Source organism: Colwellia sp. MB02u-10 (genome assembly GCF_014077185.1).
In the GTDB taxonomy this organism is placed as follows: Bacteria; Pseudomonadota; Gammaproteobacteria; order Enterobacterales; family Alteromonadaceae; genus Cognaticolwellia.
Window position 1 is genome coordinate 192,017 of the sequence record NZ_JACGVK010000135.1, and the last position, 23,353, is coordinate 215,369.

Genomic DNA, 23,353 nt, shown 5'->3' on the forward strand with positions numbered 1-23,353 from the left:
GTTTTATTCATAATTACTTGGCCCAATAAACTTGTGTATTAATGTTTGGCGCTTGTAAAAAAGCCCTGATCGGCATTTCTTTACATACTTGTCCGGCAATAGCTTTAGCCAATACTTGTTTTTTACTGATACCGCTAAGGTGTAAAAAAGTATTTTTGCTTTGTGCTAAGGCAGCAAAACTAAAACTAATTCGCTGATGTGGCGCCGTTTTTGGTGTTACTTTCAATAATGCTTGGCTATCATTGGCCAAGCACTGCGTTATTTCATCACTACAAGGAAATAACGAGGCAGTATGACCATCTTCACCCATACCTAAAATAAGTACATCTAATGGCAATAACTGCTGTTTTGCTGCTAGGTTTAAATCAGTTAAGGTTTCATCGCTAAGGATTTCACCTTGTTTTAAATAGAAAAAATTAGCTTTTACCGCTTCATTTTGCATGAGGTGTTCATGCACTAACTTAGTATTACTATCGCTTGAGTCAATATCAACCCAGCGTTCATCCGCTAAGGTAATAGTTATAGCTTGCCAAGCTAGCTTTTTCTTTGATAAGGCTTGAAAAAAACCTTTTGGTGTTGAGCCACCCGAAACCGCGATACTGGCTTTGCCTTTACTTTCCAGCGCAGCCGTTAATAACGCGGCAACTTTATCTGCTAGTGCTTCGTCTAATAATTCACGTTGTTCGAATTCATTAATTTGGTACATTATTCTACCCACTGGCGATCATCGCGTGCGATTAAAGAAATTGATGAAACGGGTCCCCATGAACCGGCTGCATAAGGTTTAGGTGCTTCATTGCTTGCTTGCCATGCATCGATAATACTATCAGCCCATTGCCACGCCGCTTCAACTTCATCACGACGAACAAATAAAGATTGATCACCTTTAATAACTTCAAGCAATAAGCGTTCATAGGCATCAACAACACGTTGGTTGTCGTAAGCTTGAGAAAAACTTAAATCAAGTTTGTTTTCGTGAATTTGCATTTGCGACGCGATACCCGGAATTTTATTCATCATTTCAAGTTCAACACCTTCGTCCGGTTGCAAACGAATGGTCAATTTATTTGACGGTAAATCGGCATAACTCTCACTGAAAATATTATGAGCTTGTTGTTTAAAATGGACCACAATCTCACTGTGTTTTTGCGGCATACGTTTACCTGTTCGCAAGTAAAAAGGTACGCCAGCCCAACGCCAGTTGTCTATCTCGGCTTTAATGGCAACAAAAGTTTCTGTTTTACTATTCGCTTTTGCACCCTCTTCGTTCAAATACCCAGGAACAGCGACACCATTTAAATAACCATCCGCATATTGGCCACGCACAGTTTTATCTTTAACATTTTGTCGAGTGATAGGTTTAAGCGCTTTGATCACTTTTAGCTTTTCATCACGGACACAGTCGGCACTTAATTCAGCGGGTGGTTCCATGGCAACTAACGACAGTACTTGCAACAAATGGTTTTGCACCATATCTCGCATTTGCCCTGCTTCATCATAAAAACCCCAACGCCCTTCGATACCAACACTCTCGGCAACGGTAATTTGCACATGGTCAATACAGTTTCTATCCCAATTATTGGTAAAAAGGCTATTGGCAAAGCGCAGCACTAACAGGTTTAATACCGTTTCTTTACCTAAATAGTGATCAATACGGTAAATTTGATTTTCATTGAAGTAACGAGAAACCTGATCATTAATCACTTTAGACGATTCTAAGCAATGACCAATAGGTTTTTCCATCACAACTCTGTCTGCATCGTTGATTAACTTAGCCGTTTTTAAACCTTGACTAATATCACCATAAATAGCGGGTGGTGTAGAATAATAATAAACTCTCGCACCCAATGCAGGTGATAAGCTTTCGGCTAATTGCTTGTATGATTTAAGGTCTTTAAAATCAAGCTGTTGATAAACAAGCCTAGCTAAAAACTTGGTCAAGGCTGCGACATCTAATGCTTCAGGTATAAACTCATTTAAGCTTTCATCTATTTGTTTAGTAAATTGCTCAAGGGTTAATTCATTTCGAGCAACAGCAATAATGCGAGTGTTATCACTCAACAGGCCGGCAAGTTCTAACTGATATAAAGAGGGTAAAAGTTTGCGACGAGATAAGTCTCCCAACGCACCAAAAATAACAATCTCGCTTGCTAAAGGGCAATCTATGTTTTTCATAGTGTGTATTCTCAATTATTTATTTTACTGTAACTAAACTACATATGAGGCTAATTTATCTGCTATAGCCTCGTCAGTAAAGCTCTTTTTTGTAATATTATTACATTATTTCCATTTCATTTAAAAATAGCCACTTCAAGACGACTTTAGTATGAAAATGGATTAAATGTTTGCAAGATTCAGTACTTTTGTTTTATATTAGTCGAAAATATGAAATAAATTTTCATATTTTCTGTTCTTAAAGCAGAAAATAAATTACAGTTACCCTTTATTTGCTCGGTAATTAACCAGTTAAGTAACACGCGAAGGCTTAAACGTAATGAATATATTAGAAAAAATCGCCAACGAGTTAGAAACTTTCAGTAAATCTGAACGTAAAGTGGCAGACGTTATATTATCATCACCTGAAACGGTTATACATGCCAGTATTGCTGCCTTGGCGAAACAAGCTAATATAAGTGAGCCCACGGTAAATCGCTTTTGTCGACGACTCGACACTAAAGGCTATCCTGACTTTAAACTGCATTTAGCACAAAGTTTGGCTAATGGCACACCTTACGTCAATCGCCATGTTGATGAAAATGATTCGGCTGAAGAATATACTTCAAAAATATTTGAATCAACCATGGCGAACCTAGAGTTAGCGCGTAAAAGTTTAGACAGTTCCACCATAAATCGCTCTGTTGACCTATTAACTCAAGCCAATAAAATTTCTTTTTTTGGCTTAGGCGCTTCTGCAGTTGTTGCACATGACGCACAAAATAAGTTTTTTCGCTTTAATGTGCCTGTCGTCTATTTTGATGACATATTAATGCAACGTATGAGTGCTATAAATAGTTGCCAAGGTGATGTTGTTGTCGTTATATCACATACCGGCAGAACTAAGTCTTTGGTTGATGTGGCAAGTTTAGCACGTGAAAATGATGCCACTGTCATAGGAATAACAACAGCAGGATCACCATTAGCCAAAGAATGTAATATTGTGCTCTCAGTTGAGGTTGCTGAAGATACCGACTTATATATGCCCATGGCATCACGTATTGCCCAGCTAACCTTAATTGATTGTTTGGCGACCGGCTTTACCCTTCGCCGTGGGACAAAATTTAGAGACAACTTAAAGAAAGTTAAAGACAGTTTACGTAGCTCACGCTTTGAACGTAAAGACTAACGATTAGCTATTGGTGCATAGCCAATCGTTGATAAATACACAAAATATTATATAAATTTAAGGATTACCATGCCTAGAAGAACCAAAATTGTCGCGACCTTAGGTCCAGCAACTGATGATAGAGCCGTATTAAAAGAAGTACTTGCTGCAGGTGTAAACGTTGTTAGATTGAATTTCTCTCACGGTATTGCACAAGATCATATCGACCGCGCAAATACAGTACGTGAATTATCGAAAGAGCTAGGCATTTATGTCGGTATATTAGGCGACTTACAGGGACCTAAAATTCGAGTTTCAACATTTAAAAATGGCCCTATACAACTAGTTATTGGTGAAAAATTCGAATTAGACGCCTCATTAGCCAAAGGCGAAGGTTGCCAAGAGAAAGTGGGTATTGATTACAAAAAACTTCCTCAAGATGTAGTGCCAGGTGATATTTTGTTACTCGACGATGGCCGTGTACAGTTACGCGTACTTGAAACCAAAGGAGAGTCAGTTTTTACTGAAGTTACTGTTGGTGGTCCATTATCAAACAACAAAGGTATTAACCGTCAAGGCGGTGGTCTTACTGCTCCTGCCCTTACTGATAAAGACAAAGAAGATATTAAACTAGCAGCTAAAATTAACGTTGATTTTCTTGCGGTATCTTTTCCACGTGACGCCGCTGATATGCGCGAAGCGCGTTTATTGGCACAAGAAGCCGGTTGTGACGCTCGTTTAGTGTCGAAAATTGAACGTGCTGAAGCGGTAAATGATGACAAAGTGTTAGACGGAATCATTCTAGCGTCTGATGTTGTTATGGTTGCCCGTGGTGATTTAGGTGTTGAAATTGGCGATGCGGCCTTAGTGGGTAAGCAAAAACATATTATTCTCCGTAGCCGCCAGTTAAACCGCGTAGTTATCACGGCAACGCAAATGATGGAAACCATGATTGAGCAACCTATGCCTACACGTGCTGAAGTGATGGATGTTGCTAATGCCGTGCTTGATGGCACAGATGCAGTTATGCTTTCTGCTGAAACCGCTGCAGGTAAATACCCGATTGAAACGGTAAAAGCCATGGCGAGTGTTTGTATCGGCGCAGAGAAAGAAAGATCAGTAACTACCTCAAAGCATCGCGTGGAAACGACCTTTACTGAAGTGTCTGAAACCATTGCGATGTCGGCTATGTACGCAGCTAATCATTTAGTCGGTGTTAAAGCCATCATCGCATTAACTGAATCGGGTCATACCACAAAAATTATGTCACGAATTTCTTCTGGCTTACCGATTTATTCGTTATCACGTCATGCTAAAACCTTAACTAAAACAGCGATTTATCGTGGTGTTTATCCAGTTTCTTTTGACTCTACAGATGCTGACAATGCTGAAAAAATGGCAGAAGATGTATTGTCTACCGTGGTTAAAGGTTCTGAACTGGTTGTTGGCGATAAAGTGATCTTAACGCACGGCGATGTAATGGAAACTGTTGGGGCAACTAACACCTTAAAAGTGCTAACCTTAACTAAAAGCCACTTTGCTTAATATCGTTTTATAACGGTTAACATGACTTACCGTGGTGCACGGTAGTTAACTAAAAATAGGTAGCTAAAAGCTACCTATTTTTTTGTTTTTTATAGCGCTATTATCTTCAGTGTTTAAGCACCCAACACATTAATCATCATTAATTAGATACGCTAAATCACCCAGTATTTTATCAATTTTTTTGTTGAGGCGTTTACGCTGCTTATTAGTTGCCGTTGTCACCATATAAAGAAAAATGTTAGTGAACACCTGATTGTTATTGCTAGTCATGGCATTAAATTTTTCATCTCGTAAACTACGACCATTAACAAATAAACTGTAAAACTCCAATTTAAATTGATGGTCTGGTAAGTTGCCATTTAATAAGTCAGCAAACTGCTGGGTCCAACGTTGTCGGTAAAGCATACGCGGTTCAAATGAGCGCTGAAAGCCTTTGCCCAGCAATGTGACTTGCGATTTTTGCTCAGGGCTTAACTTACCAAACCAGTCTTTAAGTTGCTCCTTTTGCTGGTCCGTGCGTTCTTCTAACCATTCCTGCTCAGACAAAGCTTCATCATCATCAAGCCTCTCTTGATGAGCCGCTTGTAGTGCTTGTAACAATTGCTGTGTTTGCTCGGTTGACAAACTAACAACCAACGGCTGTAATTTAGGCTCTGTGGCAATTAAAAAGTTTTGCCAATGCTCAGTAAATTGTACAAAGTTAGCCGCGATGTCCTGCTCATTTATTTGATCGTTAATCGAAATTTTAAGGGCTTTAAGCTGCTGCACATAAGCGGGTAATTGTGTGGTGCGATGCCATAAATGCAATTGTTCAAACTCATCATCGAAGCGTTGCTGTTGTTGCTCAGTTAGCGTGACATAGTCATCAAGATACCAATGAGTCCACCAATCTAGATGGTTATAGACAAAACGGAAACTACAGCCGGATAAGAACACAGCCATTAATAGCCAAATTAGTATTAGTTTTATTTTCTTCATTTAATATTTCTCGTACAACTTATAGCCATGAATTAAGCCCAGTTATTGACCTAGAGTAAACTATGCGCGCCTTAATGAAAAACTATTTTACCTTAAGGTAAATCACTGCTAATTTGAAATACATTCCTCGGACATTTAAAACGAGAGTAAAACTATGCCTACTAGTAATACAAATAAGATCAAAACGGTTAAAAGAATCGCTATTTTAACCAGCGGTGGCGACGCACCAGGTATGAATGCTGCTATTAGAGCTATTGTGATTGCCGCACAGCATTACCAAATAGCAGTGATGGGTTTTTATGCCGGTTTTAACGGCTTGATTGACGATATGTCAGTGCCACTTGGCGTTAAAGACGTCGCAAATATTATTCAAAAAGGCGGTACTATTTTAAAAAGTGCGCGCTGCCCCGCGATGAAAACACCTTTAGGTATAGCGCAAGCAGCAAGCACTCTGTTAAAAGAAAAAATTGACGCCTTAATTGTTATTGGTGGTGATGGCTCATTCGCTGGCTCAATCGCCTTGCAACAGGAGTGGTCTGGTCAAGTTATTGGTATTCCTGCCACCATTGATAACGATATTGACGGTAGCGATTTTACTATAGGTTTTTCAACCGCTATCAATACCGCTATAGAAGCAATAGATAAAATTCGCGATACGGCAGAAGCATTTGAGCGTATTTTTATAGTTGAATTAATGGGACGTCATAGTGGTCATATTACTTTTAATGTCGGTATTGCTTGTGCCGCTGAACAAGTTATTTCATTTGAAAATTTTGCCCATAATAATCAAACAACGGGTGAGCAAGAAAAACTACTCACATTAGCGCAAGAAATAAAACTCGCTCAAGCCAATAGACATGCCAGCTATATTATTGTCATTGCTGAAAATGTATGGCAAGGAGGTGCCTCTGTGTTAGCTCAACAGCTACAAGCCATAGCACATATCGATTGCACTGCCTGTATTCTTGGCCATATTCAACGGGGTGGCTCACCGGTTGCCAAAGATCGAATTTTAGCAACCAAATTGGGGGTGGGTGCTGTACAAGCCATCATAGCTGGAAAATCAAATATCATGATTGCAGAACAGAATAATACTGTGGCTACGGTGGCCTTAAAAACAGCCATTATGCACCAACAAGGGGTTAGTGAGAGTTTAATACAAGCACAGGAAAATATTTTAGCGTTAACCGCGCAACGTCTTTGTTAGCTCTTGTTTTATTTATATTTGTTGAGTATTTTTTAGTCTTGTTAAGTCATTAAAGTTGGCTTAGCTTTCATTATTTAAGTGTATTTTATGAGGCTATTTACTGAACCAAAATTTTTTGAGTAAACTTTAAGATTTTACTTAACGGTCTTTGATGAGCAATCTTGCTTGTTGTTGATCAAAAAACTGTTCGAGAAAATCAATTAAAAGTCGCAATTTTTTTGACTTGGCAGCCCCTGGCGGAAATACCCCATAAACGTCAATGGCTTTAAGCTGGTAATCGTCTAATACCGTTTGCAAACGCCCTGCTTTAATTTTTGGCCAAGCATCATAGGTTGGGATCCGCCCTAAACCATGGCCACCGATAACAAAAGCCGTTCTTGCCGTAGCATTATTGGTGGTTATTGTGCCTTTTATATCAACGGTATGTGACCGACCTGACTTTTCTAGTGTTAACTTATTACTGGCCAGTTTATAAACAACCCAATTATGTTGGCTTAATTCACTTGGTTTATCGGGGCGACCATATTGCTCAAAGTAGTCTGGTGAGCCACAAAGGCAAGTTGCTAACACAGCAAGCTTTCGTGCTTGCAAGCCAGAATCTGCTAAAGGTGCTCCTCTAATAGCCAAATCAATCCCTTCTTTGACAATATTGACCACTTCATCTGTCAACATGATGTCGAGTTCAATTTTCGGGTAAATGTGACGAAATTTATCTAATGCCGGCACAATAGTATGCAGACCAACACTAACCGGACAGGTGATCTTAAGTAGGCCCTCAGGTTCATTTTTAACGTTTTCAATTTGTTGATTAGCTGCGCTAGCCTGCTGAGCAATAATATGGCATCGTTGATAATAATCATTACCTGCTTGCGTTAAGGCAATAGATCGCGTTGAACGATTCAAAAGCGTAATACCCAGCTGAGTCTCAAGTTTTTTAATATGGTAGCTCACTACCGCTCTAGAAAGCCCAATATGTTTTGCGGCCGCGCTAAAACTGCCTTGCTCGACCACATGCGAAAAAACCACCATACTTTTTAATTGCTCAAAAGAAATATCCACTTAGTCCCCTTAATTGACAGCCACCCTTATTAAAAATTCTACTCAACAAATATTTTTTACTGTGCCTATTTTTACTGTATCCAATAGATAAAATAATTAACCAATAGTTAATAAAGATAACGGGGCAAAATAAAGCCACAATATTGATAGTTATATGGATATAAGCCAATAGCGCAATGTAGGATAATATTATCAAGTAATATTTACCTATGTCATTGCGCATCACCATAAAGTTGACTATGTTGAAGTTTTAAGTTGAGGTTTGAAGCTGATCCATTAATTGTTCATTTAATTAATCGGCTTGCTACAGCCTACGCCCAATACATTGTATCAATAATTAAAACAATGTTGTCAACTTTATCTGCATTGTATTAAAAGCAGTTAAGCATATACTTGATACATCAATCAGGTGCATCAATAGGCACTCACAGAAAGTTTACTTTGAAATTAACTACTTTCAACAATAAACGCCTTATTAACTAGCATAGGAAAATTTAAATGACTGTAACAAATACAACTAACGTATTAATGGTAATAACTTCACATGACAAGCTAGGTAACACAGGTGAAAAAACTGGTTTCTGGTTAGAAGAGTTTGCTTCACCTTATTATCAATTAATTGACGCAGGCTTCAATGTCACATTAGCCTCCCCCTTAGGTGGACAACCGCCATTAGACCCAAAAAGTGCAGAAACTGACTTTCAAACTGATGCCACGCGTCGTTTTGAGCAAGACAAAGCAAACCAAGCAGTATTGGCAACAACAACCAAGTTAGAGCTGATTGATGCGAACGATTACGCCGCTGTTTTTTATCCAGGTGGTCACGGTCCAATGTGGGATTTAACCACTAATCAAAAATCAATTGCCTTGATCTCAGCATTTATCGAGCAAAATAAGCCAGTAGCTGTAGTTTGTCATTCAACGTCAGTATTGCTTAATGTTAAAGATAAAAATGGCGCTGCAATCGTACAAGGTAAAAAAATAACAGGTTTTACTAACAGTGAAGAAGACGCGGTGCAATTAACCGACATTGTACCTTTTTTACTGGAAGACGAGCTAATTAAGCAAGGCGCCAACTACCAAAAAGGCGACGACTGGGCATCATTCGTTGTTGAAGATAGCGGTATTATCAGTGGTCAAAACCCAGCAAGTTCAAGCGAAGTAGCTACGCGTTTAATCAAGCAATTAAGCTAACAGCTTAATCTTATACTAAGTAAAGCAGCATAATTTAAAGACACGGGTGTAAAGCTCGTGTCTTTTTATTAGTTTCTGGGTGGTTAAGCGGGTAATGTCACCGCTATTGATCAGCTTATCTAGCCCTAAGTAACGATAACCTACTAATCCGGCCATAGTGTCACCTTTTCATGACTCTGGCCCCATATATTCAAACGATTAGCGCGGGCAGATAAAAGACAACTCGCTTCTTGAGTATCGCCATAGTCCATTGGTACTTAGTCTCACTGGGATCGTCATGCCAAGCATGTAATTATTAACCTTAAATCAATAACTAGCCTAGTAAAATTATTGGAGAAATGAGTTTTCTTACAGTTTATTGAACTCTCCTAGCCATTCACTGAAGCTAGGTGATACTTTTTTCACTGTATGAAATTGATGGTCAAAAAACCAGACGGGTATATCTATCTGCTGACGTTCACAATCACTCAGTTTGAAGCAAAACATGTTGCCCTTACAGTCAGAGGCAAACAAAACATGGCCTTTGGGCATGCCACTCATTTCATATAACTTGGATAATGAATATACGTCTTCAAGACTTAAAAAATCTTGAACCTCTGATATATCGACACCTAAATCACATATTCTGCTTAACACATTCGGTGTGTGCACCAAGCCATAATTCGATAGTAAGTATTTATAGCTGTTAGGGAGAATAGCCGCTAATCGTTGTTCAAGTTCGGCTATATCAGCGCTATCGATTGGGGTCATAGATTGTTTGCTGCCCCAATTTTTTACAAAAAGATCAATACTGTGCATTTAAAAAATTCCAGAAGTAACGACTATTATACAGCTGTAGATTTTGGTTGATAATTAGCATCGCCGCTGAAAAAGCCAACTGTTTCTTGTTATATCTTAAATAAAACATTCACAGCGGCTTATATTATTTAGCTGGGTGCTTGTTCCGTTAAAGCGCTTAACAAATCGCTGTTAACATAGATTGTCCTAACTCGATATAAGCATTAGCATCTTCGCTAATAGCTTTGGATTTAAGATGATCAGCAAAACCTAGTCTGGCGGTCATGGCTAACCAAAACACAGCACTAATGAAACCTACAACACGCCATAAGGTAGACTTTGCCCACTTAAGCGCCAAAGTGATAGAAAGTACATAAATGACAAAACCAGCTAATTTTGATGATGCCCAACCATTAACAAAGGGATATAAATTAAGTGGATTAACGGCAACGAGGTAAATAAAGGTGCAAACAAAAAGCGTATATAAAATATGTGGCCCAATCTTCAGTAGCTTATTATTGACCTTATCAGAGCCTTTCATTGTTAAGATAAAATTAATCATGAAAAAGATAAAAGTAAGCATAATTATAGTCAGATGGGTGTGCTTAACTATCATGTACATATGGTTGATCCCTAAAGTGCTTTTATTTATTACTAAGACCTGCAGTATATCTTTTGTTTGAGTCGGACAACACCATAACGCTTATATTAATTTTCTCAATTAACTCAAACGCATTAGCCTTGATTTATGAATAAATAGAGGCTCACTAGGCAACCACGGCTTTTTTAACCTTTTCTTTATAACTGCGGCTAACTTTTAACTCTTTACCGTTTGTCATGACTAAATAGTATTCACCATTGGGCTGGCTGCAAAACTTATCAATATAACTTTTATTCACTATGGTAGAGCGGTGGCTGCGGAGAAATCGTCGAGGGTCTAACACTGCTTCAAGTTGTTTCATGGTTTTACGAAGAATATGAGTGTTATCGTCAGTATGAACACACATATAATCGCCAGCAGCGTCAATCCATAAAATATCTTTTACCGGTACTCGACTAACTTCACCAGCATCTTTTATCGCTAATACATCAGAATAACTCGACACACTGACCGGTTCGTTATTTTCTAGCTCTTGTAAAATTTTGTCACAATCGTTACCGGTAACGTCACTCACTAAACGCACTAATTTTGACTTATGAAGGGCATTAACTTCACTACTGATACTTTGGCGTATTTTATCTAAGGTTTGAGCAAGACGTTGTTCGTCAGCGGGTTTAAGTAGATAATCCTGTGCATGTACTTCAAAAGCCTGCATAGCGTATTGGTCAAAAGCGGTAACAAATACCACCATAGGTAAATGCAAGCCCTGTGCAATAATAGCTTCAACGACTTCAAAACCATTTAAGCCCGGCATTTGAATATCAAGAAATATTAAGTCAGGTTGATAGGCTCTAACAGCTTCTAATGCTTCTCTGCCGTTAGTGCATTGGACAATAATGTTGATGTCTTTGTGCTCTTGCAGACGAACCGCTAAGCCTTTTCTAGCGAGGGGTTCATCGTCAACAATTATTGTGTTGAGCTGTTTGCTCATATTCGACCGCCAACTTCATAAGGAATTCGTATACTGATTTTAACACCAGTGGGTACATTGTTGGCAACAACTAACGAAAAATCATTCTGATATAAAGCTTGCAATCGTTCTCGGGTATTGACCAAACCCACACCATTTTCACGAAACAAGTTACCATTGTTAATTTCTGCACCTGGGCCATTATCAGCCAACTCAATCAGTAAATCGTTACCAAAACGATGTACTGACACGTTAATTGCGCCGCCTTGCTCTTGTACTGCTACAGCATGTTTTATTGAGTTTTCAGCTAACGGTTGCAATATCATGCTCGGCACTAAGGCCAAATTACAATCGCTAGCCACATTAAATCTGACTTGTAACCGCTCTTCAAAACGTACTTTTTCAATATCTAAATAAAGCCTTAGGGCTTGCAACTCACTGTCGAGTGTTACTCGCTTCATAGGGTCTTTGTCCAGCGAGTAACGTAAAAACTCACTTAACTTAGTGACCATACCGTTGGCGATTTTGTTTTCTTGTACCAAAATTAGCGTTGATATCGCGTTTAGGGTATTAAACAAAAAGTGAGGGTTAAGCTGATAACGCAGCATTTTTAACTGTGCTTGATGGGCAACCGCATTGGCACGTAATACATTCTGTTTTTCTTTTTGCAGCATTTGATAATATTTAGTACCAAAATATAAAGCACTCCAACTTAAAATAATGAAGAAGGATAATAGACTGTTTTTTGTGTAATAAAGCCAAAAATCAGGGCGATAGCCGTGCTTGTATATTTCCCAATAATTAATATTTTTTACCACTTGCCATAATACGCCGGTACAATAAGACGTTAATATCACCACGATGGCGATTTTTAACGGTGTGAAATTCCAAACACGACGATAAATATACCTTAACGGAACCGTAAATAACCAACCGGCATAGGTATTCAATAAGATAATAATCAGAAAAATATCGCGTAAATCGTGCAGTAATGAACCTAAATAATGTACTAAGGCAAAACCACACCAGCCAGCTGTATGTACCGACCAAAATAAACGATTTCTATTTTCTACAAATTCTTTCCAATTCACACAAGACACCAGTAAGTGGGGTTAGTACAATTATGCGCTAAGCACGCGACGCTAGCACTACCACTAATCTTAAGATTTGTACGCCTTATCTCATTTCATCTAAGAGCCTATTTACCTGTGGATGCCTAATTGCCAGTAACATTAATTGCTTTATTGACAATATTTTGTATTTTATTAACTTACGCCCCTGATATTGAGATAAATACCATAAGCCATTGATTAAAAGAGAAAAGTCAAAGTAACACGTAACTAGTAGTGGCGAGATATTACTGTTTTCATGTGTATTTTCTGTTAAATTATCGATAATTTTTGTTAATTTTTGTTGCTGATTTAAGCGCGTTAATGCTTGCTGATAGCGCGAAGTAATCATTTCAACTTTACTGCTATCAATGCTATTAACAGCCATTAGCATAGCAAGGTCATACGCTATGGGTCCGATACATGCACATTCAAAATCAATTATTTTATATAAATTCTCTGGATTTTTAGTCTCATTTTTCAGCGCTATAATATTGCTGTAATTAGCGTCGCCATGGCAAAAAACTTGCCTGGTGTGCTGCACTATTTTATGAGTTTCGGCCAAGTTTTGTTGAAAGACATTGACTAAGAATTTTAGCGCCTGATGTTGAGTAGAGCTCAATGCTATATTTTGTAATAATTGCTCAATAGTGGCGGATATATCCAGACTCGGTAAGTAAGACTGTTTTGATAGTTGATCATCGGTTAGTGATATTTTTTGTGCTAAGTTTTGATGATTGCTGTCGCTACTTTCGCTCTTACTACTCGTACTCGACAGAGCAATGTTATGACAGCGCGCCAATAGCGCTATTGTGACGACTAATTTTTCTTCTTCACTCTGGTGGCCGTTATCTAGGCCCTGACCTGCTATAAACTCAGTAATTAACCAGTTTTGTCCAACATATATTAGCTTAGGAGAAATGCCAGCTCTGGCCGCGAGTTGGCTCGCTAAAGGTTCTATACTATTAGCGATTAAATACTTGGCAAAATAGGTTTTATTGTCATAGTTAACTTGAAAACAAGGCTGGCTTAATCCCGTATTAATAACACTAATATTATCTACCTTGAAATTAAAACAAGGTAGATGGCTTAATTTTAGTGCTAGCGATTGTTGCTGCGGGTCTATTATTGCTTGATCAAATGTCAAAATGCTTCCTACAAGTTATCCTACAACAGAGTTATTGATGCACAGGTTATTGTGCTCTTGGTTAAATTGCAGTTTATATTGTTTGCGCCATTGCCAGTAACCATAAGCCGCTAAGATCACGAAGCTGCCAAAGAGTGCTGCTGTTGGGATCAAGCCCTTTTCAAGATAGAGATATATCGATACTAGATCAATCACAATAAAATATAACCAATTCTCTAGTACCTTTTGGGTAATTAAATAAGTAGCAAACACCGCAAAAACCGTGGTTGCACTATCAAGATATGGAAAATGCGCTGGGGTATAAGTCGCCATTACCCAACCTAAAACTAACGATACAAGCGTTAAAAGCACAATAATAAGGCTATGGCGCTGTAAGGTCCATTGGCTATACAAAAGCCTGTTCGAATCAGTATGGGTCTTGGAGGGATTATTTTTATGCCAGCAAAACCAACCATACACAGCCATCAATAAATAATATAACTGCAGCACGCTGTCCATCCAAAGATAAACATCATAAAAAATAACCGTATATAACACAGTACTTAATATGGCGGCAGGCCAGCACCAAATACTACCTTTTGCCGCTAAAACCACATACAGTAATGATGCTACAACCGCGATTAACTCTAATAAGGGCAAGGTGGTGAAGTAAGTAACAATTTCACTGGATGCACTGATTGCATTCGCCATTATGTTTCGGCTTCTACAACAGAGCGATCACCACCTATAAATTTGCAAATAAATACCGCTGCATTTAGCGTTTGATGTACATGTTTAATTTCTGCCATCACATGCGCCGTGGCTAAGTCATAATCGCCAAATACTTGTGTACTCATACCGTTGGTCACTACCTTGAGCCCTGGAACTAAGCGTAAACGTTTAATAAACGCCCATATTTCTGTTTTAAATTTTTCTTCCGCTAACGGGTATAAACTAATTTCAATTGATATTTTCATAAATAACTTTCTTCTTATTTGACCAGTACCGCGTTGTAGCCTATTAAACACTTTATCTAATAGGCTACAACATTCATTGATATGTAAACTATTTGCTAAGACCTAACAGATAGAGGCAAGTGTGCTAAGCACAAGTATTTACCTATATTTCTTAGAAATTATAATCAAATGTTGCACCAAATACCGCCGGCTCAGCTAATTGATAATAGGCTTTTGCGCTATATTCGTCTCTTGGGTCATTGCCAAAATAGAAACCACGCGTAGCATAAGTTTCATCAAACAAATTACGCGCCCATACTTTCACTTGCCAGTCATCTTTTGCATAACTCATTGACATATTAACCACTTCAATGGCTGCAGATTTTTCGTTATGACTATCAGAGAATAAAAATTCGTCTTTACCGTCAACAGAAATATTCACCCGTAAGTGATCTGATAATTGATAATTCAAACCAAGATTAAATTGGTAGCTAGGGGCATGTGCTTGTTCGTCACCTGATTTATCATTGCCGTCAGCATCAATAAAGCCATCGTATTGGGTATCTAACAATCCAACAGCGCCATAAACTTCAAGTTCTGGGCTGATCTGCCACCCTGCCTCTATTTCAAGGCCTAAATTGGTGCCGGTTGCCGCATTACCTAAATATGAAACAAAGTCGGTACTGCCATCTTCACGTTCTTGTAAAAATGACGTGCGCACCTGCATATCATCCCTGTCCATGTAAAATACGGCGCTACGAACATAGGCTTGATTATCCAATAAACTGACTTTATAGCCTAATTCGTAATTCCACAAATACTCAGCCGTGAACTCACGAAGCTCAGTGGGCAAACTGCCCTCAGTGTTGGCACCTCCGGCCTTGTAACCACGATTCACTGAGCCATAGAATAAATTATTTTTATTCGCTTGATACGACAACACCACTTTACCACCTGCCATGGTATCGCTTGGATCAAAACTAAGTTGCTCTGAATCGGTATAATCTGCGTTTCTCCGCTCTAGCCTTAAACCAGTTGTTAGACTTAGTTGCTGAGTCAGTTGGCTATCAAATTGGATGAATGCCGCAATATTATCGCTATCAAAGGACGAGCTAAAATCACTAGACAAATAGGTATATTGACGTAATAAATCTTCTTTTTCTTGCTTGAAGTATATGCCTGTTACCCAAGCGGTACTGCCATTGAAAATTTCACTTCCTTGCTCTGAAAGCGCTCTGAGCTCAAATGTTGCTGATGTTTTATCACGAAAATAATGATCTTCTGAGCTATATTCCCAAGCCGGACGAATACCCACATAGGCCCAATCTTCATCATAGCCGTAGTCTAATGCTGAGTCAGCATAGCTGATGATAGTCTCGAGCGTAAAATCGCTAGCGCCTTGATAGGTAAATTTAGTCGCTAACGCTTTGGTATCTTGGCGATCAAAACCGGGTTGGTCTGATAAGGTATGACGTGTATTGTCCAGTGAAAAGGCATCATAACCGTTGTCAAAATCAGCAATAAATGTAGTTATATCAAGGGTTAAATCTTTGTTTATCGCAATAGCTAACTTACCGCGCATGGTTAATTCATCACGGTTGTTAGTGTCATCACGCTTTAAAAAGTCATTATCGATAAAACCATCACTACGGTACTGTTCAACCGCTAAACGGTAATTTACCTTTTCAGTGGCTGGACCGGATAAAACCAAACCGGCGCTATAACTGTCATAATTTCCAGCAGATAGTCTTACTTTACCTTCAAAGACATCGGTAGGCGCACTGGAAGTGATATTGATCATGCCTGCCATAGCATTAGCACCAAAGCGCGTACCTTGAGGACCACGATAAACTTCAACTTGTTCAACATCAAAAGTTGACGCTATGCTGCCAATACTGGAAAAGTCTATACCGTCGATCACTAAACCCACAGAAGGGTTAATCGGTTCTTTGAATTGGCTACGCTCACCAATACCGCGAATTTGATAATACCTAGCGCGTTGTGTGCCACTAGAGAAATTAACATTGGGTGTACGGGCAATTATTTCTTCTAGGTTCTGTGCATTACGCGCGCTAATTTCATCACTAGCGATAACAGATAAAGAACTGGCGGTTTTTTGTAGTGACGTAGAGCGGAAGTCACCGTCTATGGTAATAACTTCTATTGTTTGCTCTGCAGTGTTAATAGGGGTGTCAGCGGCAAAAGTTGTAGAAGCCACAATGCTGGTTAAAATAGCTAAAGTAATGGGTGATTTTGTAAATGTCATTATGATCTCATAAATTCGATTAGGAATACGTTATGGGATCCGGCATGGGGAAGTGAGATAGCTACTCGGTATTAATCTGTAGCATTATAGTTAGCAAGCGAGTAATGCCTAAAAAGTATAAAGTTACATAACGGTAATGCGATTAGCTTAACCATTCCTACGCCGGTACTATCCGGTTCAGGTTCTAAGGGTTCGCTTCGCATCTCAGCCATTAAAATTGTAAACAATTTTCAGGCACCCCTTGGTTCGATATGCATACTAACAATATTTGTTTAAAAGTACAGCGTAAAATCTAAATAAACCAAAACTTTATATTGCCTTATCTTAACTTGAGCTATGGGTGATAAGTCATAACTTTGTCTAATAACATACTGATTCAGCAATTAATTTACTTAGGGTTTAACATTCTACCTAACGGTTCTCCCCCTACTAAATGCAGATGAATGTGATAAACCTCTTGGCCAGCGTGTTGATTACAATTCATGATCAAACGGTAACCGTCTTTTGCTATTCCCTCTGCTTGTGCCAGTTTCTTCGCAACAGTAAACATACGGCCAATAGTTAGCTCGTCCTCTGCTTCAATATCATTAACCGTTGGAATGATTTTATTAGGCACAATTAAAATATGACTTTTAGCTTGTGGAGTAATATCACGAAACGCCGACACAAGATCATCTTGAAAAAGTAATGGTGCTGGAATTTCTTGGCGAATAATTTTTGAAAATATAGTTTCTTCTGCTGTGCTTTTATCAGCCATCATCTAGTCTTTTTATCATAGGTATGTTGGTTGATTAGTTTAACGGTAAGTTAAGCAAATAACAAAGCCATATAATTCGAGCCTGTTACATAATCTGTTACAGGGTCATTGTATTTTTTCCTGCTTGAATAGCTTATTTGGTGCTGATTCAAAGCCGGATATACCCGCCTCAATAAAAATAGGAATAACGTTCATAAAACACAACTTGACTGAAACTTTATCGCGCCCTTTTAACATGGCTATTTTAAGTGTCGTTATTCTTTAGCACATGGTGAAAAGTTACTAGTGAAAATACTTCTATCTTACGTGTTTTAAGCTCATTGTGTTAACATCGACACAAGAGCAAAACACGGGGAAAAGTACAAAGTTTTTTATAAAAAATTTTCCAAAATTAATTACACACTACTTAATATATTAGTTTATTATAATGCAATGGAGCAAAAAATAAATATACCTTAATGAAAAGTAAAATAAAAACCACAAAATCAAATATTGCCAGTGACTCCCGTCAGTTGAATGCCCTAAAAAAACCATCAAATATTGTCGGCATCGGTGCTTCTGCGGGCGGTTTAGAAGCATTGGAAGACTTTTTTACTCAGGTGCAAACCCCTTGCGATATGGCCTTTGTCGTTATCCAGCACCTAGATCCCTCTCACAAAGGCATCATGGCTGAGTTGTTGCAACGTACTACGCAAATGATAGTCAAAGAAGCTCGCAACCACATGAAAGTAGAGCAAAATTGTGTTTATGTGATCCCTCCTAACAAAGATTTATCCATTCTGCACGGCTCATTATTTTTGTTTGAGCCCGTGCTTAGCAGAGGATTACGCTTACCGATTGATTTTTTCTTTCGATCGCTTGCCAGTGATCAGCGCGAACATGCTGTGGCCATTATTCTTTCTGGCATGGGTTCTGATGGCACCCTAGGTTTACGCGCCATCAAACAAAATGCTGGACTATCTCTGGCCCAGTCGCCTGAATTTGCAAAATTTTCTTCCATGCCTCAAAGCGCCATTAATGCAGAATTAGTCGACATCGTTGCCCCCGCTAAAGAATTACCCGAACACATACTCAGTGGGCTCAAACATGACCATCGTATTGCTCCAAAGGATATTGAACCAAGGTTAGAAATTAAATCAAAAAGCGCATTGGAACAGATCGTTATTATCTTGCGTGAACGCACAGGAAACGACTTCTCACTGTACAAGAAAAACACCATCTATCGTCGTATTGAACGGCGTATGAACCTACATCAACTTGAAGATATAGCGCTTTATGCACGTTATCTGCGAGAGAATTCACAAGAACAAGACCTATTATTTAAAGAACTGTTAATTGGGGTAACCAATTTCTTTCGTGATAAAGACGTTTGGGCGCAACTCAAGTCAAGCTCACTGCCAACACTATTAGAAAACTATCCTGAAGGTAAAGAACTTCGAGCTTGGGTTACTGCCTGCTCGACCGGTGAAGAGGCTTATTCACTCGCCATGACTGTGATGGATTTCTTAGATGAGGTTAAGCCTAAAGCGCGCTTTAAACTACAAATTTTTGCGACCGATCTTGATCAAGATGCTATCAATGTTGCTCGGCAAGGCTTTTATCCAGCAAGCATTAAGGCGGATATAACGCCGACACAACTGGAGCGTTATTTCGTTAAAGATGATAGAGGTTATCGTATCAATAAGAGGATACGTGACATGATCATCTTTGCACCTCAAAATATCATCATGGATCCACCATTTACCAAGTTAGATATTGTTACCTGCCGTAATCTGCTGATTTACCTTGGGCCAGAATTACAAAAAAAATTAATTCCATTGTTCCACTACACATTGAATTCTCACGGTATTTTAATGTTGGGCAATGCCGAAACCATAGGTAATTTTACCCACTTGTTCTTAGCACTTAACGATAATGCACGGATTTTTACCCGTACCGACATTTCCAAACAACGAATGGAAGTTGACTTTCCCTCAAGAATATTTCCTGTTATATCTGTGATACACAATGAACCCAAGAGAACCCGCGATATGAGTAAAGACATCATTAACCTACAAACGCAGGCAGACCAAATCCTACTACAAAATTACTCGCCTGCAGCGGTATTGGTTAATGCTGCCGGTGATATTATTTATATCAATGGTCGCACGGGTAAATATTTAGAAGCATCAGCAGGTAAGGCTAATTGGAATATTCACGTGATGGCACGTGAGGAGCTACTCATGCACCTTAACCTCGCGATGAAGAAAGCGCAGACACAAGTAGAGCCAATTATTATTGAAAACCTGATGGTAGGCAAAGAAACGATTAACTTAACGGTGCAATCAATTGCTAAGCCAAAAGCTTTGATGGGTTTGCTGATGGTGGTTTTTACCAAGGTGTTAACACCAACCATACAGCCGAGTAAAAATCGGGGTAAAGCAGAAGAAAATAATCAGTTAGAACTGCAACATGCGCGCGACGAGATACAAGCAACTCGCGAACAAATGCAGGCGGCACAAGAAGAACTCAGGTCTAGCAATGAAGAGTTACAATCCACCAATGAGGAATTACAATCCACCAATGAAGAATTGACCACTTCTAAAGAAGAAATGCAGTCAATGAATGAAGAGTTGCAAACGGTTAATACCGAACTACAATCTAAAGTTGATGATTTGTCATGGGTCAACAACGACATGAAAAACCTGCTTAATAGCACAGAAATAGCGACAGTGTTTCTCGATAATGGGTTACGTGTAAGACGATTCACCAACTACGCCACCCACCTATTTAAGCTGATCCCTAGTGATGTCGGTCGACCACTGTCTGACGTAGTTACTGAGCTCGATTATACTGCACTACAAAAAGATGCGCGGGAAGTATTAGACACACTGATTTTCATAGAAAAAGAAATAACCGCCAACAATGAACGTTGGTTTAGGGTACGCATTATGCCTTATTGCACACAAGAAAACGTGATTGACGGCGTAGTCATTACCTTCACTGATATTAGCGAAGCCAAGTTGCTTGAGTCACAGTTACGTAAAATAAAGCCAACTATATGACCAAGCCTACACAGTCACCCAAACTGTTAGCGCAACTCTCACCTGAAGGGTTGCGCCAGCTTGCTGAAACACAAGTGAAAAAAAACAAGGACAACAAACAAGCTGTTCTTATAGAAAATGATACCCAAAAGCTGTTACACGAACTGCAAGTTCATCAAATTGAATTGGAAATGCAAAATGATGAGTTACAACAAGCGCGGATAACTGAAAAGTTACATTATCGTTACACTGAGTTATTTGAGTTTGCACCCATTGCTTATTTTGCTTTTGATCTGAAAGGTAAAATTACTCAGGTCAATTTACGAGGTGCGAACTTATTGGGTATTGATCGCGTTCACTTAGTAGGAAAAAGCTTTGTCAATTACGTCACAATACCCCATCGCCATAGTTTTAATGATTGTCTGGCAAAAGTATTTCAGCATAAGGGCATACAATCTTTTGAGATCTTAGTTCGCGTTAACAAGACGACACGTTGGCTAAATATCGAAGCTAATCTGGGCATTACAGACACTGACTGTCTTGCCGCACTGATTGACGTTACCGAAAGAAAACAAGCTGAGAATGAGCAAAAACTGGCCGCCAGTGTCTTTACTTATGCTAGAGAAGGCATCACGATTACCGATAATAATGCTATTATTATCGATGTTAACGACAGTTTCACCCGTATAACAGGTTATAGTCGTGAAGAGGCTATTGGGCAAAACCCGCGTTTTCTCCAATCAAGTAAGGAGACCCCTGAATTTTTTTCCAGCATTTATCAAGCACTGCAAAAAGATGGTAATTGGTCTGGTGAAATTTGGAACAGACGTAAAAATGGTGAAGTGTATGTTGAAATGACTACCATTAGTGCGGTGTTCAATGAACAGGGTATCGCGACCCATTATATCGCCTTATCTAACGATATCACCCCGATGAAAGAGCATCAAACTCAACTAGAGAGAATAGCTCATTACGATGTACTGACTAACTTACCCAATCGAGTATTACTGGCTGACCGATTATCTCAAGCCATGTTGCAGTGCCGTCGTCACAAACATTTACTTGCCGTGGTTTTTCTAGATTTAGACGGTTTTAAAGCGGTTAATGATATGCATGGCCATGACGTGGGTGATGACCTACTCATTGCCCTCTCAGTTCGTATGAAAGAAGCGTTGCGCGAGGGTGATACCTTAGCCCGTATTGGCGGTGATGAGTTTGTGGCCGTATTAACTGATTTAGACAAAGTTGAAGATTGTGAGCCAGTATTAGAACGCTTGTTATTATCCGCGTCTGAGCCAATTACTGTCAATAATGTTATCTTTAATTTATCAGCCAGTATTGGCATAACGATTTACCCACAAGATAATGCCAATGCTGACCAGCTAGTACGCCATGCCGATCAAGCTATGTATGTAGCTAAAGGGTCGGGTAAAAATTGTTATCATTTGTTTGATACCGCTCAAGATGACGCGGTTAGACTGCATCAGGAAAACCTAGAAGCTATTCGTAATGCCTTAGACCATCATCAATTTGTTCTTCATTATCAGCCTAAGGTTAATATGAAGACTGGCATAGTGATAGGTGTTGAAGCGCTTATTCGCTGGCAACATCCTCAACGAGGGTTATTAAACCCTATCGATTTTTTACCCATGATTGAAAATAATCCGATGAATATTGAGGTGGGTGAATGGGTTATTGATAGTGCACTGAGACAAATCAGCGCATGGCAAAAAATGGGCCTTAGCCTCCTAAACATAAGTGTAAACATTGCTGCGGTTCAATTACAACAGCCTAGATTTACACAGACCTTAACCTCACTACTAGCAGCCCACCCCGATGTTGAACCTCACTATTTAGAACTAGAAGTATTGGAAACCAGCGCGTTAGATGATATTCACCACATCTCAAACATCATGCATGACTGTATCGCGCTGGGTGTAAACTTTGCCTTGGATGATTTTGGCACCGGCTATTCATCACTCACTTATCTTAGGCGTTTACCCGCCAGCATGATTAAGATAGATCAGAGTTTTGTACGAGACATGCTAATTGACGTTGACGATTTGGCTATTGTTGAAAGCGTGATTGCTTTAGCTAAGTCATTCAAACGCGGCGTAATTGCTGAAGGTGTTGAATCGATTGAACATTGCAAGGCTATACTAGAACTGGGCTGTGACTTAGCTCAAGGTAATGGTATTGCCAAACCTATGCCAGCAAGCGATATTCCTGCTTGGGTTGATCAGTGGAATCCTGATGTGAGTTGGCAAACGCAATAAGCTTAAAAACCTCGCAGTAACAGGTCTTTTTTTCTATAAAAGTGCAGGTAACCTTAAGCCCACTTTATGGCTGCAGCACTTCATGGTTGTAGCACTATATGGAAAAACCAAAGAAACAGCTTATCGCCAAAAAATTTATTAATTTTTCACCTGTAAATACCCTACAGTCATCTCCTTCATTGTTGCC

General features: G+C 39.2%; 19 protein-coding genes and 1 riboswitch. Of the genes, 6 read left to right on the forward strand and 13 right to left on the reverse strand.

Going from position 1 to position 23,353, the window contains the following annotated elements; genetic code table 11:
• Positions 1-13: 13 nt before the first annotated feature.
• Complete coding sequence (pgl, locus tag H4J59_RS16660; RefSeq protein ID WP_182241123.1) at positions 14-706, reverse strand: 6-phosphogluconolactonase; 693 nt, start codon at positions 704-706, stop codon at positions 14-16.
• On the reverse strand, positions 706-2,175 hold the full coding sequence (gene zwf, locus H4J59_RS16665) for a glucose-6-phosphate dehydrogenase (protein WP_182241124.1): 1,470 nt from the start codon (positions 2,173-2,175) through the stop codon (positions 706-708). The genes pgl and zwf overlap by 1 nt, the downstream gene beginning before the upstream one ends.
• A 319-nt stretch (positions 2,176-2,494) precedes the next feature.
• On the opposite strand from zwf, the gene H4J59_RS16670 reads away from it, so the two are divergent.
• A complete protein-coding gene (locus tag H4J59_RS16670; protein WP_146881122.1) occupies positions 2,495-3,343 on the forward strand; it encodes a MurR/RpiR family transcriptional regulator in 849 nt (282 codons plus the stop codon).
• Positions 3,344-3,412: 69 nt separating this feature from the next.
• Positions 3,413-4,867 (forward strand): pyruvate kinase, encoded by a 1,455-nt coding sequence (gene pyk / locus H4J59_RS16675; protein ID WP_182241125.1) that lies wholly within the window; start codon positions 3,413-3,415, stop codon positions 4,865-4,867.
• Between the two features lie 129 nt (positions 4,868-4,996).
• Here the strand turns inward: pyk and H4J59_RS16680 are convergent, their stop codons facing one another.
• Complete coding sequence (locus tag H4J59_RS16680) at positions 4,997-5,845, reverse strand: DUF6279 family lipoprotein (RefSeq protein ID WP_182184846.1); 849 nt, start codon at positions 5,843-5,845, stop codon at positions 4,997-4,999.
• Between the two features lie 154 nt (positions 5,846-5,999).
• Here H4J59_RS16680 and H4J59_RS16685 point away from each other — a divergent pair, with 154 nt between their 5' ends.
• Positions 6,000-7,052, forward strand: a complete 1,053-nt coding sequence (locus H4J59_RS16685; RefSeq protein WP_182241126.1) for an ATP-dependent 6-phosphofructokinase — start codon at positions 6,000-6,002, stop codon at positions 7,050-7,052.
• Between the two features lie 138 nt (positions 7,053-7,190).
• Here H4J59_RS16685 and H4J59_RS16690 read toward each other — a convergent pair whose 3' ends face one another.
• On the reverse strand, positions 7,191-8,111 hold the full coding sequence (locus tag H4J59_RS16690; protein ID WP_182241127.1) for a LysR family transcriptional regulator: 921 nt from the start codon (positions 8,109-8,111) through the stop codon (positions 7,191-7,193).
• Positions 8,112-8,609: 498 nt separating this feature from the next.
• Here H4J59_RS16690 and H4J59_RS16695 point away from each other — a divergent pair, with 498 nt between their 5' ends.
• Entirely contained in the window at positions 8,610-9,305 is a 696-nt protein-coding gene (locus H4J59_RS16695) for a type 1 glutamine amidotransferase domain-containing protein (protein ID WP_182241128.1), read from the forward strand.
• 348 nt (positions 9,306-9,653) lie between these two features.
• Here the strand turns inward: H4J59_RS16695 and H4J59_RS16700 are convergent, their stop codons facing one another.
• The 9 genes from H4J59_RS16700 to H4J59_RS16740 form a co-directional block, all read right to left on the reverse strand.
• Complete coding sequence (locus H4J59_RS16700; RefSeq protein WP_182241129.1) at positions 9,654-10,103, reverse strand: SMI1/KNR4 family protein; 450 nt, start codon at positions 10,101-10,103, stop codon at positions 9,654-9,656.
• Between the two features lie 157 nt (positions 10,104-10,260).
• Complete coding sequence (locus tag H4J59_RS16705) at positions 10,261-10,704, reverse strand: SirB2 family protein (protein ID WP_182241130.1); 444 nt, start codon at positions 10,702-10,704, stop codon at positions 10,261-10,263.
• Between the two features lie 145 nt (positions 10,705-10,849).
• Entirely contained in the window at positions 10,850-11,674 is an 825-nt protein-coding gene (locus tag H4J59_RS16710; protein WP_182241131.1) for a LytTR family DNA-binding domain-containing protein, read from the reverse strand.
• On the reverse strand, positions 11,671-12,744 hold the full coding sequence (locus H4J59_RS16715) for a sensor histidine kinase (RefSeq protein ID WP_182241132.1): 1,074 nt from the start codon (positions 12,742-12,744) through the stop codon (positions 11,671-11,673). The genes H4J59_RS16710 and H4J59_RS16715 overlap by 4 nt, the downstream gene beginning before the upstream one ends.
• Positions 12,745-12,829: 85 nt before the next feature.
• Complete coding sequence (locus H4J59_RS16720; RefSeq protein WP_182241133.1) at positions 12,830-13,909, reverse strand: phosphotransferase; 1,080 nt, start codon at positions 13,907-13,909, stop codon at positions 12,830-12,832.
• Positions 13,910-13,924: 15 nt separating this feature from the next.
• A complete protein-coding gene (pnuC, locus tag H4J59_RS16725) occupies positions 13,925-14,599 on the reverse strand; it encodes a nicotinamide riboside transporter PnuC (RefSeq protein WP_182241134.1) in 675 nt (224 codons plus the stop codon).
• A complete protein-coding gene (locus tag H4J59_RS16730) occupies positions 14,599-14,865 on the reverse strand; it encodes a hypothetical protein (RefSeq protein WP_182137891.1) in 267 nt (88 codons plus the stop codon). Before H4J59_RS16730 ends, pnuC begins: the two co-directional genes overlap by 1 nt.
• 151 nt (positions 14,866-15,016) lie before the next feature.
• Positions 15,017-17,110: a TonB-dependent receptor gene (locus H4J59_RS16735; RefSeq protein WP_182241135.1), complete on the reverse strand. Its 2,094-nt coding sequence runs from the start codon at positions 17,108-17,110 to the stop codon at positions 15,017-15,019.
• A 137-nt stretch (positions 17,111-17,247) separates the two neighbouring features.
• Positions 17,248-17,362, reverse strand: a riboswitch (TPP riboswitch).
• A gap of 136 nt (positions 17,363-17,498) precedes the next feature.
• On the reverse strand, positions 17,499-17,867 hold the full coding sequence (locus H4J59_RS16740; RefSeq protein ID WP_182241195.1) for an HIT domain-containing protein: 369 nt from the start codon (positions 17,865-17,867) through the stop codon (positions 17,499-17,501).
• 458 nt (positions 17,868-18,325) lie between these two features.
• On the opposite strand from H4J59_RS16740, the gene H4J59_RS16745 reads away from it, so the two are divergent.
• Together H4J59_RS16745 and H4J59_RS16750 are read left to right on the forward strand one after the other, a co-directional pair.
• Positions 18,326-20,911, forward strand: coding sequence for a chemotaxis protein CheB (locus tag H4J59_RS16745; RefSeq protein WP_182241136.1), 2,586 nt, complete (start codon positions 18,326-18,328; stop codon positions 20,909-20,911).
• The gene (locus tag H4J59_RS16750; protein ID WP_259369578.1) at positions 20,908-23,166 is read left to right on the forward strand and encodes an EAL domain-containing protein; all 2,259 of its coding nucleotides are present in this window, start codon (positions 20,908-20,910) and stop codon (positions 23,164-23,166) included. Before H4J59_RS16745 ends, H4J59_RS16750 begins: the two co-directional genes overlap by 4 nt.
• Positions 23,167-23,353: the final 187 nt, after the last annotated feature.